Annotated in this window: 15 protein-coding genes; 7 read left to right on the forward strand and 8 right to left on the reverse strand. The window is 59.4% G+C overall.

The genetic code is table 11. The features are described 5' to 3' along the window. Positions 1-172 precede the first annotated feature (172 nt). The 7 genes from rpsO to rbfA all read right to left on the reverse strand — a co-directional run bounded on the left by rpsO (position 173) and on the right by rbfA (position 5,238). Positions 173-442, reverse strand: a complete 270-nt coding sequence (rpsO, locus tag ABJM03_RS17200; RefSeq protein WP_348419075.1) for a 30S ribosomal protein S15 — start codon at positions 440-442, stop codon at positions 173-175. Between the two features lie 162 nt (positions 443-604). After that, the gene (locus ABJM03_RS17205; protein WP_348419076.1) at positions 605-1,648 is read right to left on the reverse strand and encodes a calcium-binding protein; all 1,044 of its coding nucleotides are present in this window, start codon (positions 1,646-1,648) and stop codon (positions 605-607) included. A 103-nt stretch (positions 1,649-1,751) separates the two neighbouring features. Then, a complete protein-coding gene (locus ABJM03_RS17210) occupies positions 1,752-2,264 on the reverse strand; it encodes a DUF1643 domain-containing protein (RefSeq protein WP_348419077.1) in 513 nt (170 codons plus the stop codon). 95 nt (positions 2,265-2,359) lie between these two features. Next, positions 2,360-2,848: a hypothetical protein gene (locus ABJM03_RS17215; RefSeq protein WP_348419078.1), complete on the reverse strand. Its 489-nt coding sequence runs from the start codon at positions 2,846-2,848 to the stop codon at positions 2,360-2,362. Between the two features lie 180 nt (positions 2,849-3,028). Beyond that, a complete protein-coding gene (gene truB, locus ABJM03_RS17220; RefSeq protein WP_348419079.1) occupies positions 3,029-3,946 on the reverse strand; it encodes a tRNA pseudouridine(55) synthase TruB in 918 nt (305 codons plus the stop codon). 72 nt (positions 3,947-4,018) lie between these two features. Continuing rightward, a complete protein-coding gene (locus ABJM03_RS17225; protein WP_348419163.1) occupies positions 4,019-4,789 on the reverse strand; it encodes a phosphodiester glycosidase family protein in 771 nt (256 codons plus the stop codon). 29 nt (positions 4,790-4,818) lie between these two features. Further along, positions 4,819-5,238, reverse strand: coding sequence for a 30S ribosome-binding factor RbfA (rbfA, locus tag ABJM03_RS17230; RefSeq protein WP_348419080.1), 420 nt, complete (start codon positions 5,236-5,238; stop codon positions 4,819-4,821). Between the two features lie 88 nt (positions 5,239-5,326). Between rbfA and dapB the strand changes: the two genes are divergently transcribed. Further along, positions 5,327-6,145: a 4-hydroxy-tetrahydrodipicolinate reductase gene (gene dapB / locus ABJM03_RS17235; RefSeq protein WP_348419081.1), complete on the forward strand. Its 819-nt coding sequence runs from the start codon at positions 5,327-5,329 to the stop codon at positions 6,143-6,145. 81 nt (positions 6,146-6,226) lie between these two features. Beyond that, a complete protein-coding gene (locus ABJM03_RS17240; RefSeq protein WP_348419082.1) occupies positions 6,227-6,583 on the forward strand; it encodes a dihydrodipicolinate reductase in 357 nt (118 codons plus the stop codon). A 63-nt stretch (positions 6,584-6,646) separates the two neighbouring features. On the opposite strand, the gene ABJM03_RS17245 is transcribed toward ABJM03_RS17240, so the two are convergent. After that, entirely contained in the window at positions 6,647-6,865 is a 219-nt protein-coding gene (locus ABJM03_RS17245; RefSeq protein ID WP_348419083.1) for a DUF1674 domain-containing protein, read from the reverse strand. Positions 6,866-6,950: 85 nt separating this feature from the next. On the opposite strand from ABJM03_RS17245, the gene ABJM03_RS17250 reads away from it, so the two are divergent. The 5 genes from ABJM03_RS17250 to ABJM03_RS17270 all read left to right on the forward strand — a co-directional run bounded on the left by ABJM03_RS17250 (position 6,951) and on the right by ABJM03_RS17270 (position 12,828). Beyond that, on the forward strand, positions 6,951-8,222 hold the full coding sequence (locus tag ABJM03_RS17250) for a transcription antitermination factor NusB (protein WP_348419084.1): 1,272 nt from the start codon (positions 6,951-6,953) through the stop codon (positions 8,220-8,222). 144 nt (positions 8,223-8,366) lie between these two features. Beyond that, entirely contained in the window at positions 8,367-10,124 is a 1,758-nt protein-coding gene (locus tag ABJM03_RS17255) for a heparinase II/III family protein (protein WP_348419085.1), read from the forward strand. A gap of 16 nt (positions 10,125-10,140) precedes the next feature. After that, entirely contained in the window at positions 10,141-11,727 is a 1,587-nt protein-coding gene (gene purH, locus ABJM03_RS17260; protein ID WP_348419086.1) for a bifunctional phosphoribosylaminoimidazolecarboxamide formyltransferase/IMP cyclohydrolase, read from the forward strand. Positions 11,728-11,744: 17 nt separating this feature from the next. Further along, positions 11,745-12,269 carry a signal peptidase II gene (gene lspA, locus ABJM03_RS17265; RefSeq protein WP_348419087.1) on the forward strand — a complete coding sequence of 175 codons (525 nt, stop codon included), beginning with the start codon at positions 11,745-11,747 and terminating at the stop codon, positions 12,267-12,269. 52 nt (positions 12,270-12,321) lie between these two features. Next, positions 12,322-12,828, forward strand: a complete 507-nt coding sequence (locus ABJM03_RS17270; protein ID WP_348419088.1) for a DUF3035 domain-containing protein — start codon at positions 12,322-12,324, stop codon at positions 12,826-12,828. The last annotated feature ends 81 nt before the right edge of the window (positions 12,829-12,909 follow it).

Here is a 12,909-nt window from a genome sequence, read left to right on the forward strand (position 1 = left end):
CAACTTGGCTAGCACGGCAATGTGAAGAAAGGTGAAAAAACGTAATATCACGTCACTTATTCACGTAAATAAGACGTTTTATTGCGCAAAACCCATAGCGCATCAAAAAACCGCGCCTTTTTTCAAGGGCGCGGTTCAAATTGACTGAAGTCAACGTTCGGGGGTGTAGCGCTTAGCGGCGCAGGCCCAGACGTTTGATCAGGTCTTGGTAACGTGCGTCATCTTTGGACTTAACATAGTCCAGAAGCTTACGGCGCGTTGCGACCATTTTCAGCAGACCACGGCGACCGTGGTTGTCTTTTTTGTGTGTCTTGAAGTGCTCTGTCAGTGTCGCGATGCGCGAGCTCAGAACAGCAACCTGCACTTCTGGGGAACCGGTATCGCCGTCTTTGGCACCGAATTCTTTCATGATGCGGGCTTTTTCTTCTTTTGTAATCGACATCGGGGTCTCCTTTTCAAAAGGTTGGTGTGATGGCGCAGGCCGGGATGTCGTCCAGCACAGGCCCGTGGAGGAATCGCAGGCATAAAACCTGCGATGGGGGCGTATAGGCGCGTTTCGCCCAGATGGCAAAGGATTATTGTATGGAGGCCGTGCAGCGCCGGTTCAGGATGCGGCCATCCCCACAAAGGTAGCCGTGCTGAGCGGGACCAATGCAATATCGTCGGCCTGAATATCGGTCCCGTTTACGGATGCAATGACTGTGCCATCCATCAAAATCAATGTCTGCTCCGGCGATTCCGGATCGGTAGCCAGTGTGACAAAAGGCTCTTCGGTATCAAGATCGCTATCGTCCCAAATCAAAACGATGTTGTCGTCAGTTGCTGTGAAATCAACGATCTCTGCGGTGTTTCCCGGTGTAATCCAATCGCCCAGCACAATCTGGTCAGCACCTTCGCCTGCTGTGACAATATCGCTGCTGCCCGTAAAGATGGTGTCATCGCCGCCGCCACCGTTCAGAAAATCGCCGTCATCCGCGTCGCTGCCACCCTGTTCAGGTGAAAGCCCGCTAAGCACATCATTCCCCCAGCCGCCGAAAAGCACATCGGCACCGTTGCCGCCGATCAATGTGTCATTGTCCAACCCGCCCTGAAGCGTGTCGTCGCCTTCGCCGCCCTCAAGCCAATCCTCACCGGCAGAGCCTTGTAGCGCGTCATCACCAGCTTCACCAAACAGGCGGTCGTCCGCGTTATGACCAAAGAAATTATCGTCGCCGTCATCGCCAAACAGCAGGTCCGCGCCATCGAGCCCGTGCAGCGTGTCATCACCGGCGTTGCCAGTCAGCGTGTCGTCGCCCTCATCACCAACAAGCCGGTCATCGCCTTCGCCGCCCTCAAGGGAATCCGCCCCGTCCAGCCCGCGAATTTCGTCATGGCCGTCAGTTCCTGTGAGCACATCCGCGTCATCGGTTCCGGAGATCTGTTCTACTTCGGTCGTAGTAAGTGGCGGAAGAAGGGCGGAATCATCGCCGCCGCGCGGGTCATATTCGGGGTCCAGATTGTCTTCGGGTATTTCAACCTCGGTGGCATCACTGTCCTCGGGGGGCGTAGATGCATCGACCCTGTCGGTTACATCGCTTTCCGAGGCAGGCTCCATGAACGAGACTGTGCCAACGGCCATAAGCCCCATTAAGCCTGCTAACCACAACATAAGAAGTATTCCATTTTCAAAGAAATGAGGACTTTCGCACTGTTATTAGCACAGTTTTCCCAAGATTCGTCAAAACTCTAAGCGGACATTGGTTAACGTAGCATCACTCAATCTCCCAGAGCTGGGGTTGTGCGCTGTAGGGAAGATAGAGCGGGTGGCGTGGATGACCGGCTTTTGTAAGGCCAAGGTGGTGCAGCTGGTGTCCGCTGCCGCTCAGGCGGGCCGCGATCTGTGGACCTTGGTTGCGGTGGGACCCGTGTACGCCCCATGCCGCGATGATGACATCGGCCCAATGGGCGGCGGTCTCTAACGCTTGGGTATTATCTGGGCCTTCGGGGTCGTCGGCCGCGCGCATGTCGCGGGGGTCCGTCGCCCGCAGGGCAAAAATGTTCACCGCGCAGAAGCTGCCAAACCCAAGCCTGCGGGCACGTTGTTCACAGCGCTCGATCGTCGGATCGTTTGCCTGCTCGGTCGCTGTAGAGGGGTTGAGCATGACAAATGTGACACGGCGCGCGGTGCTGTCCCAGATGCGGGTAAGGCTATATCGGAAGCGTTCGCAATCGGAATAAACCGCGACAGAGGGCGCGTCGCCTTTGGTATGGGTGCGGGTGATCATGGGAGGCTTGTGCCAGAGCCGCGCGGAAATGCAAACCGCCACCCTGCGGGAAGAGCAGGGCGGCGGCAAGGTCACAAACGGTCGGAGAGGTCGTGTTACCCGATTGCGACCGCATCACGGGATTTGAAATTGAACGACAGGCCGTGCGCTTCGATCACCCAAGCAGCCACAACCGCATAGATCACGTGACCATAAAGCGCGACGTAGGTGATGCCGCTCCAGCCGAGGAAGGCGGGCATGCCTGCAACAAGATGCGCCATGATATACAGGGCAAAGATCCACAAAACGACGCCGTAGAGAACTGCGGTAGCCAGCCATGGCAGCTTTGGCACAATGGCGCGTTGTACGGGGCGGGCGATCAGGAAGTAACCCAGTACATAGGCCACCATCCCTGTGAGGGTGTGCAGCAGATGTGCAAATCCTGCGGGGCTGGCACCAAATACGGATTTCAGCGTGCTGCTGGCCAATCCGACGGGGGCCAGTTTGGCCATGCCGATGGCGGGGCTGATGCCTTGGCCGTAAGCGTCGAATGCGACAGTTGCAAAGGCACCGGCGCTGAGCAGAATAAACAAGGTGCGTTTCATAGGTCAGGTCTCCTGTTGAGTGAGATATCGTGTTGTCTGACCCCAAGATGCGCTTTGTTTGGCGGTTTGTGCAGGGGGCATCACGCAGCGCTGATCAAAATCTGTGCTTTTGTAACAATCGTTGAAATAATGGGCCGCAGGCGATGACAGGGGCGTGATGGCTGTGACAAATTGTAACAATCACTGGACATCGCCGGTGACGAACACCCGCGACGGGTGCAGTTCACCTGCTTTGTAGATCCCGACAGCGACCGCGCGACCCTCCTGAGAGGCCCAGCATTCCTCGCCATATTCGACGTCATTTGCAAAAACCATGCCCGGATTGCCATTGCGCAGGCGCGTGGCCCCTTCGCTGCTGGCGGTCACTTCGGGCAGATCGTTGAGGCCAAGTTCTAGCGGGCCCAGAAAGGCGTCCAGCTCTGGCGTTTTGGCCAAGGCTTCAACCTGTTCAAGTGTGATCGCATTCGCGGTCTCGAAGGGGCCGGACCACGTGCGGCGCAATTCGCGCACATGGCCTTTGCAGCCCAATGCCTCACCCAGATCACGCGCGATTGAGCGGACATAGCCGCCTTTGCCACAGACCATCTCAAGGGTGACGTGATCGGCGTCGGGCCGATCCAGAAAGATCAGGCTTTCGACATAAAGCGGGCGCGCGGCGATTTCCATTTCCTCGCCGTCACGGGCGCGTTTATAGGCCCGCTCACCGTCGATTTTCACCGCAGAAAACTGCGGCGGAACCTGCTGGATATCGCCCACAAAAGCGTGCAACGCTTCTTTGATCGCGGCGTCATCGGGGCGCAAATCAGAGGTGGCGATGATTTCGCCTTCGGCATCGTCGGTATTGGTCGCAGCGCCAAGACGCACAGTGAACTCATAGGCTTTGAGAGCATCGGTGATGAAGGGCACAGTTTTGGTGGCCTCGCCCAATGCGATGGCCAGAACGCCGGTTGCTTCGGGATCAAGCGTGCCTGCGTGGCCCGCCTTGCGCGCGTCAAAAGCCCAGCGGACTTTGTTGACCACTGCGGTGGAGGTGGGGCCAGCGGGCTTGTCGATCACAACCCAGCCGGAAATATCGCGCCCTTTGCGTTTGCGTGCCATGTGCTGTCCTTGAAATCTATTCTGTTGTTGCGCGCCGTTTTGCAGATTGCGCGCCGCAGTGCAACGGGCGTGTCAGTCCGTGGCGCTGCCAATTGGTGCTGGGCTTGGATCAATCGGGTCCTGTGGGGTGGCAGGATCGCCTTCAACCACGCCAAGGATTGGCCCCAACGCGCCAAAGCCAATATCACTGCGCCCCAACTGCGGCGCACGTAGGCGGGACACATTGCCGTCGAAAAACAGCGCATTGTCGATCTTTAGGTGGTCGCGGAACAGGCTGCCGAAGGCATGGAACGTGACAGGGCTGTTGGAGATCACAAAACTTGCCGTTTGCCCGTCCGCACTGGTGCCGACACCGTTGCGAATAAACCGCGACGTCGAATCGCGCAGAAACCGTGGGTGCAGCTCTCCGTCGATCACCAGCATCGGGCCGGATTGGGTGGCATTGGGGCAGTCGATTTTTTCTTCGACATAGCGCAGCGTTTCAATCACATCAGCACGGCCGTCGCGCAGACAAAAGATGCCGTTGGGCAATAGGCCAAAGTTGCCGGGCCCTGCATTGGTGATCACCCGCTGAAGCGTCTCGCCATCTTCGATATAAAGCCCGACTGGTGCGCGGTTGTCGTGATACATGCCCGCATTGGTCGCAAAGCCAAGCGATTGACCCTTTTCCTTGAGCGCGCTGTTCAGCGTCCCGAAATAGCCATAGGGCCGCTCGTCAGTTTCATCATAAAGAAACAGCTCAAGCCTGTCGGTTGAGAGATCGACCTCGCAAATGGCGTATTCAGTGCCTTCATAGGTATCTTCGCGGCACGAGGTCGCCAGCGCAGGATGCGCCAGCAACATGGCTAGTGCCGTGAAGGCCGCGCGGCGGATCACGTCTCGGGGGTCTCGTCGTCTGGGGCATCAGCATCGCGGCGCACGGCGTCTTGGGCCAGCATGCGGCGGGTTTCATCCATCTGGTCAAACGTACGATCCAGCTGGAACCGCAGCTCGGGCGAGAATTTCAGCGTGAGCTTTTTGGCCACAAGCTTGCGAATTTCATGCTTGTTGCGTGCAAGTATCTTGAGCACGTCGTCTTGCCCGATGCCGCCCAAGGGCAGCACATAAGCGGTTGCGACCTTGAGGTCGTTGGAGGTGCGCACTTCGCCTACGGTGATGGACATCGCGTTCAGGTCGGGATCATGAACATCCCCGCGTGCCAATACTTCGCTCAATGCGCGGCGGATGGTTTCGCCAACACGCAGCTGTCGCTGGGTGGGGCCGTTACCTTCGTATGATTTGTTCTTTGCCATAATACCCATCTATGCGCTCTGAACTTCTTTGCCAAGCGGCAGTGGGCGCGCTACACCGCTGGGCAACATAGAACCGGAGATACAGACCATGTCAGACAGCACACGCATCGTGATCACAGGGGTATCGGGCCGCATGGGCCAGATGCTGGTGCAAGAGGTCGCCGCCAACCCGCAAACACAGCTTGTCGGCGCGGTCGAGCGGGCAGGCCATGACTGGATCGGGCAGGACCTTGGCGTGGCTATGGGCGGTACGGCAAGCGGTGTGATCGTGACCAGCGACGCAGGTGCGGCCATGGCACAGGCCGATGCCGTGATTGATTTCACCGCCCCCGAGGCCACCATCGCCTTTGCCGCTGCTGCCGCGCAGGCGGGGATCGTGCATGTGATCGGCACAACGGGCATGACCGCTGATCAGATTGCCCAACTCAGCCCTAGCGCCGCTGCGGGTGCAATCATCGTGCGCGCAGGCAACATGAGCCTTGGCGTGAACCTGCTGACGTTGCTGACGCGCAAAGTGGCCGCTGCGCTGGATGAGGATTTCGACATTGAGGTCATCGAATCGCACCATAACCGCAAGGTTGATGCGCCATCCGGCACCGCGCTGATGCTGGGCGAAGCTGCGGCCGAGGGGCGCGGTGTGGCGCTGGCAGATGTCAGCGATTCGGGGCGTGACGGCATTACCGGCGCGCGCAAACGCGGCGATATCGGCTTTTCCGCCATTCGCGGTGGCGACATTGTGGGCGAGCATGACGTGATGTTTGCCGGCGCAGGCGAGCGGATCATTCTGCGCCACATCGCCTCTGATCGCGGGCTGTTTGCACGAGGCGCGTTGAAGGCCGCGCTGTGGGGGCAGGGCCGCGCACCGGGGGAATATGACATGCTCGACGTGCTGGGCTTGGCGGATTGATTCAAATTTTTCCGGATTCGGCTGAAACTTATTTGGTGCAAGGCGCGTTGTTTCATCAGTTCCCAGAAACAGGAAGTTGTGATGAAGCCGATTATCTTTGCATTAGCGAGTTCTGCCGCTTGGAGTGCCACACCCGCCTTTGCGGAATTTAGCAAAGTAGACAGCGCAGATGCGTTCAAAAATATCGTGGAAGGCAAGACCCTTACCAGACCGCTGGTCAAGCTGCAGGTAGGGACCAACGGGTCTATCTCGGGAACGGGTGCTGCATGGCCAGTCACGGGCGACTGGACATGGGAGGGCGGATATTTCTGCCGTAGCCTTGAATGGGGCGGCGATGATCTGGGATATAATTGTCAGGAAGTGCAAGCACATGGCGATAAAATCCGGTTCACCTCTGACCAGGGCAGCGGTGACAGTCTGGAATTTAACCTGCGCTGACGCGCTCTGCGAAGCCGGTCGTATTACAGCCCTTCGGCACTCATGCCGCAGGGCTTTTTCGTTCTAGAAATCGACGGCGATGCCCTTTTTCTCCCAATCGCCAAAGCGCACAGGCTCGGTGCCATCCTGTCTGCCGCCCAGCTCTGTAGGGAGCGACAATTCCTTTTCTGCGGCACGGCGCTCTGCCGCTTCGGCAAGCGCACGGCGCGCAGCGGGCGGCAAATCGGAGGCCGTTTCGGGTGATTGTGGCGTGGCTTCTTGAGGTTTTGGCGTATCTGACATAGCGGGTCCTTTCGCATCTGCCCCTTGATATACGACGCGCGATGTCCCAGACAACCGCCACACAGCCAACAAAGAGAGCGACATCATGTCCGACACAGGCGTAGCAGCGCGCAAGTCTGCGGTTTATCTTCTGGATGAAATCCTCGGTGAGGGTAAATTGATGTCCGAGCTTTTGGGCGCGGGGGTGCTGGACCGTTTGCCCGCAGAGGACCGTGCGCGGGCCCAGCGGTTGGCGCAAGAGACCTTGCGCGGGATGGAGCGGGCTGACCGCATTTTGCAAAAACACCTGAACAAATACCCGCCGCTGACGGTGCGCAATGCGCTGCGCGTGGGTACGGTTGAGCTGTGCACAGGTAGTGCCGCCCACGGTGTCGTCAACGCAATGGTGACGCTGATCGGCGGGCACAAACATCTCAGCCACCTTAAAGGTCTGGTAAATGCGGTACTTCGCAAAGTTGCCGCAGAAGGTCCCGAAGCATGGACCGCGCGCCGTGCGCCGCGCCTGCCCAAATGGCTGCGCGGGCCGCTGGTCGAGGCATGGGGTGCCGATGCCATGGCCGCAATCGAGGCTGCACATTTTGCCGGTGCGCCGCTGGATCTGACCGCAAAGGGTGATGCTGCCGAACTTGCCAATCGTTTGGGGGCGACATTGTTGCCGACCGGATCGGTACGCGTAGAAAACGCGGGGCAGGTATCTGCCATGGAGGGATTCGCCGAAGGTGAGTGGTGGGTGCAAGACGCCGCCGCCGCCCTGCCGGCGCTCATTCTGGATGCCCAAGAGGGCGAGCTGGTGCTGGACCTGTGCTGTGCGCCGGGCGGCAAAACGATGCAGCTGGCCACAACCGGGGCAGAGGTGCGCGCGGTGGATGACAACCATTCGCGGATGCAGCGGGTGAAGGAAAACCTTGCACGCACAGGGCTGACGGCCCGCACATTTATCAAAGACGCGCGGCAGTTTCAGGGCCAATTCGATGCGATCCTGCTCGATGCACCTTGCTCTGCGACCGGTACAATCCGCCGCCACCCCGATTTGCCCCACGCCAAGGACGGATCGGATTTCGGCGCGTTGATCGCCTTACAAGAAGAGCTGTTGGATCACGCATGGTCCCTGCTCAAACCCGGCGGTCGGATGGTGTTTTGCACCTGTAGCCTGCTGCCCGACGAAGGCGAGGTCCAGATCGACGAAGCGCTTGAGCGGCACGGTGATATGACAGTGGACCGCGATGCGCTTGCGCGGGACGGCATTGATCCTGCGTGGATATCCTCGGAGGGCGGTCTGCGCCTGAGACCTGATTTTTGGGCGGACGAGGGTGGCATGGACGGGTTCTATATCGCGTGTCTTCAAAAGGCGGGATAAATCAGGGATGCGGGATGGCCTTGTCTGACGGCAAGCCCCGGCCAATTGATAGCTTTGCGCGGGAGCTTGCCCAAAAGTCGGTGACTCAGAGAGTGTTGCACGATAGGGTGCGGCAGGCGCCTCAAGAGCGTATAGGCAGAGCACATGATTAAATTTCCCCAGTTAAGCGCGCACCGCACGCGTTTGTTAAACCAGCTATACGCGCGTCTTGCGACACGAGGGCAAGGGCAGGCGCGTGGCTTTGTTTCTTCGCCCGAGCCGCGGACAATCGGATCCTTCGCACGTGGCAGACAGTTGTCAGCGGGTAATTTCCTGTTTGCCGGCAACCTGATTACCGCCCCTGATCAGACCCCATGGGAGATCGAAGCCCCTGACCGTGCTTTTGCCGAGGCGCTGCACGGGTTTGCATGGCTTGATGATCTGGCTGCTGTGGGCGATCCCACCTCACGGCGTGCGGCACAACGCTGGCTGTGGGACTGGATCGAGATTTACGGGCGCGGCATTGGCCCGGGGTGGAGCCCTGACCTCACGGGGCGGCGGCTGATTCGCTGGATCAACCATGCGATATTTGTGTTGCACGGTGGCGGGGATAACGCGCCGGAAAGCGAAGTCTTTTATAGGTCACTGATGCAGCAAACTGCCTTTTTGTCCAAGCGCTGGCACGCTGCCGCGCCGGGGCTTGCGCGGTTCGAGGCGCTGACAGGGCTGATCTATGCGGGTTTGTCACTGGAGGGGCTTGAGCAGCTGGCGGATCCGGCCGTTAAGGCGCTTGCCCGTGAGTGTGACGCCCAGATTGACGAGCAAGGCGGCCTGCCCACGCGCAACCCCGAAGAGCTTTTGGATGTGTTCACCTTGCTGACATGGGCCGCTGCGGCGCTTGCGGATGCGGGGCGCGGCACGCCGCAACCCCATCTGGCTGCCATTGAGCGGATTGCGCCAACGCTGCGCACGCTGCGGCATTCTGACGGCGGGTTGGCGCGGTTTCATGGTGGCGGGCGCGGGGCCGAGGGCTGGCTGGATCACGCACTTGCAGCCTCCGGGGTGCGCAGCATGCAGCCAAGCGGTTTGTCGATGGGCTATGCCCGCCTGTCTGCTGGCCGCACCAGCGTGATCATTGACGCAAGCCCGCCGCCGGATGGGGCGGCGTCGGCCAATGCGCACGCGTCCACATTGGCGTTCGAACTTACTTCGGGGCGCAGGCCGCTGATCGTGAATTGCGGCTCGGGCGCATCTTTTGGTCTGGATTGGCGGCGGGCGGGCCGTGCGACACCTTCGCATTCCGCGCTAAGCCTTGGCGGCTATTCCAGCGCGCGGCTGGATTTGGCGGACAAGCGCACAGGGGTCGAGACACTGATCGACGGGCCGACGCATGTACCGGTCGAAATCATACCGGTCAGCGACGGGATCAAGTTTCAGGGGGGGCATGACGCCTATGTGCTGACCCATGGCCTGACCCATGCGCGTTCGATCGAATTGACGCTAGATGGGCGCGCTGTTGCGGGCGAAGATATGCTGCTGGCGCTGGAGGATGTGGAGAAACGGCGTTTTGACCGCGCTCTGGACCGCACAAAACTAAGTGGCATCCGGTTCGAGATCCGCTTCCATCTTCATCCTGAGGTCGACGCCACGCTCGATCTGGGCGGGGCGGCTGTTTCTATGGCGCTAAAGTCTGGCGAAATATGGGTTTTCCGCCATGATTGCAGTGCCGAATTGACGCTTGAGGCGGGTGCCTATCTTGAAGCAACACGCTTGAAACCACGGGCATCCAGCCAGATTGTCCTGACCGGCCGTGCGATAAATCCTGCCACTCGGGTGCGCTGGTCCTTGTCCAAAGCGCAGGAAACTGCGATTGGCGTGCGTGATCTGGAACGGGATGACCCGTACCTTGACGACGATACCTGACCAAAGGAGCCCTGCCATGGCTGATCTGTACCCCGTTAAACGCGCCCTTCTTTCTGTGTCCGACAAAACCGGACTGCTGGATTTCGGCAAATCGCTGGCCGCTGCCGGTGTTGAGCTGCTGTCGACAGGCGGGACCGCCAAGGCGCTGCGCGATGCGGGGCTCGAGGTAAAAGACGTGGCCGAGGTCACAGGCTTTCCCGAGATGATGGATGGCCGCGTCAAAACGCTGCATCCGGTTGTACATGGCGGCCTGCTGGCGCTGCGCGACGATGCGGGGCATGTCGCCTCGATGGATGAACACGGGATCGGCGGGATCGATCTGGTGGTGGTGAACCTTTATCCGTTTGAAGAAACCGTGGCCAAAGGCGCGGAATACGCCGAGGTGATCGAGAATATCGACATCGGCGGTCCTGCGATGATCCGCTCTGCCGCGAAAAACCACGGCTTTGTCAGCGTGATTGTCGATGTAGAAGATTACGCCCCCTATATTGCCGAGCTTGAGGCGAATAACTGCCAGACCACCTATGCGATGCGCCAGAAGCTGGCCCAGATCGCTTATGCGCGCACGGCGGCTTATGACACCGCAGTGAGCACGTGGATGGCCGAAGCCGTTGGCGGCACACCGCGCCGCCGCACCTTTGGCGGAACGCTGACGCAAACCCTGCGCTATGGTGAGAACCCGCACCAATCTGCGGCGTTCTATTCCGATGGCAGCAGCCGCGCAGGCGTAGCCACAGCCAAGCAGCACCAAGGCAAAGAGCTGAGCTATAACAACATCAACGACACAGATGCCGCGTTCGAGCTGGTGTCGGAGTTCGACCCTGTAAACGGCCCCGCAGTGGCGATCATCAAACACGCCAACCCTTGCGGCGTGGCGACAGGTGCCACCATGGCCGAGGCCTATACCCGCGCATTTGATTGCGACCGCACCTCTGCCTTTGGCGGGATCATCGCGTTGAACCAAACGCTGGACCTGCCCACCGCCGAAGCAATCTCCGAGATCTTTACCGAAGTCGTCATCGCGCCAAATGCTGACGCCGATGCGATCGAGCTGTTCCAGAAGAAAAAGAACCTGCGTTTGCTGACAACAGGCGGTCTGGCCGACACACGCATGGCCCGTCTGGCCCCGCGTCAGGTGGCCGGTGGCTGGCTGGTGCAGGACCGCGACATTGGCCGTATCAGCATGGATGATCTGAAAGTCGTGACCAAGCGTCAGCCGACCGAGCAGGAACTGAGCGATATGCTGTTTGCGTGGACTGTCGCCAAACACGTCAAATCCAACGCCATTATTTATGTCAAAGATGGCGCAACAGTCGGCGTTGGCGCAGGCCAAATGAGCCGCGTTGACAGCACGCGCATTGCGGCGCGCAAAGCGATTGATATGGCCGAGGCGATGGGCCTGCCGGCGCCACTCACCCAAGGGTCGGTTGTGGCATCTGATGCCTTCTTCCCCTTTGCCGATGGTCTGGTCACCGCAGCAGAGGCAGGGGCCACGGCCCTGATCCAGCCGGGTGGCTCTATACGCGACGATGAAGTGATTGCAGCGGCTGACGAGGCCGGCCTCGCAATGGTCTTTACCGGCATGCGCCACTTTAGGCACTAACAGAGGCGGTTGTGGGCATGCGTTTGATTTTCTGGGCCGGTTTCGGGGCCTTTGTCATTGACCAGATCAGCAAATATGTGGTGATCCACATGATGGAGCTTGCCCGCATCCGCAGCATTGATGTCCTGCCACCGCTGGTGAATTTCCGGTATGGTGAAAATCGGGGCATCAATTTCGGCCTATTCGGGGACGGATCCGAGGCAAGCCGCTGGATATTGATTGCGCTTGCGATTGTTATCTGCGGCTTTGTCCTTTGGTGGGCGCGCAAGAATGTGCAAACGCGGCTGGCCGCAATCAGCGCGGGCATGTTGGTGGGCGGTGCGCTGGCGAATGTGGTGGATCGCTTGATCTATGGCTATGTCCTTGATTTTCTGAACATGTCTTGCTGCGGGATCAATAACCCCTTCGTGTTCAACCTTGCAGATGTGTTCATTTTTGCAGGTGCGCTGGGCCTTGTACTGTTTACAGATGACCCAAAAGCCAAGCCCGCTGCGAAGGGCGGGAAAAGGCCGCGAAAGACCACAGGCAAAAAAGCTGGGTGACAATGCGGCCTTGCCTGCGATATTGAGAGAAAACGGCGCTGTGGAGGCCTGAATGCGTAAACTTGCTTTGATGTTTGTACTGTCCGCCTTTACCGCGGGGTGTGCTGATGTAGGCCTTCGTGATTTGCGTAGCGATTCAGAGGGCCCCGATGAATTCGGAATCGCACCGGTAGCGAGCCTTCAGGAACCCGAAAACTATACGGAACTCCCCACGCCAACGCCCGGGGGCGTTAACCGTGCAGACCGCTCTGCCCTGAGTGAAGGGGCCGCAGCCTTTGGTGGCCGTTTGAGTGATCCGAACGCACCGATCCCTGCAGCGGACGGTGCATTGGTTCAATACGCAAGCCGTCTGGGGGTGAGCCCGGGTATCCGTGAAACGCTGGCGCAAGCAGATGCCGAGTTCCGCCGCCGTAGATCGCGCCTGACCCGCATCCGTATTGTTCCGGTGGACCGCTACCGCGAAGTGTACAGCCGTGAGGCATTGGACCCGCAAGCTGAACGTGAACGCTGGCGTAATGTCGGTGCGCGCACGCCGTCCGCGCCGCCAGCAGGCCAGTAAACCCGCATTACAAATCTGTGATATTGCGCCGTGCGGCTTGAACCTGCGCGTGGCGGACGTACCTATGTGTTATCCGCTCAA

Origin of the sequence: Sulfitobacter sp. (genome assembly GCF_039977885.1) — a bacterium.
GTDB lineage: Bacteria > Pseudomonadota > Alphaproteobacteria > Rhodobacterales > Rhodobacteraceae > Sulfitobacter.

Bases quoted from the DNA above. Each gene is read 5' to 3' on its own strand.
- rpsO (WP_348419075.1), bottom strand. From the start codon at position 442: ATGTCGATTACAAAAGAAGAAAAAGCCCGCATCATGAAAGAATTCGGT.
- ABJM03_RS17215 (WP_348419078.1), bottom strand. From the start codon at position 2,848: ATGAAACGCACCTTGTTTATTCTGCTCAGCGCCGGTGCCTTTGCAACT.
- ABJM03_RS17225 (WP_348419163.1), bottom strand. From the start codon at position 4,789: ATGTTGCTGGCGCATCCTGCGCTGGCGACCTCGTGCCGCGAAGATACC.
- dapB (WP_348419081.1), top strand. From the start codon at position 5,327: ATGTCAGACAGCACACGCATCGTGATCACAGGGGTATCGGGCCGCATG.
- ABJM03_RS17210 (WP_348419077.1), bottom strand. From the start codon at position 2,264: ATGATCACCCGCACCCATACCAAAGGCGACGCGCCCTCTGTCGCGGTT.
- ABJM03_RS17250 (WP_348419084.1), top strand. From the start codon at position 6,951: ATGTCCGACACAGGCGTAGCAGCGCGCAAGTCTGCGGTTTATCTTCTG.
- rbfA (WP_348419080.1), bottom strand. From the start codon at position 5,238: ATGGCAAAGAACAAATCATACGAAGGTAACGGCCCCACCCAGCGACAG.
- truB (WP_348419079.1), bottom strand. From the start codon at position 3,946: ATGGCACGCAAACGCAAAGGGCGCGATATTTCCGGCTGGGTTGTGATC.
- ABJM03_RS17245 (WP_348419083.1), bottom strand. From the start codon at position 6,865: ATGTCAGATACGCCAAAACCTCAAGAAGCCACGCCACAATCACCCGAA.
- purH (WP_348419086.1), top strand. From the start codon at position 10,141: ATGGCTGATCTGTACCCCGTTAAACGCGCCCTTCTTTCTGTGTCCGAC.
- ABJM03_RS17205 (WP_348419076.1), bottom strand. From the start codon at position 1,648: ATGTTGTGGTTAGCAGGCTTAATGGGGCTTATGGCCGTTGGCACAGTC.
- ABJM03_RS17270 (WP_348419088.1), top strand. From the start codon at position 12,322: ATGCGTAAACTTGCTTTGATGTTTGTACTGTCCGCCTTTACCGCGGGG.
- lspA (WP_348419087.1), top strand. From the start codon at position 11,745: ATGCGTTTGATTTTCTGGGCCGGTTTCGGGGCCTTTGTCATTGACCAG.
- ABJM03_RS17240 (WP_348419082.1), top strand. From the start codon at position 6,227: ATGAAGCCGATTATCTTTGCATTAGCGAGTTCTGCCGCTTGGAGTGCC.
- ABJM03_RS17255 (WP_348419085.1), top strand. From the start codon at position 8,367: ATGATTAAATTTCCCCAGTTAAGCGCGCACCGCACGCGTTTGTTAAAC.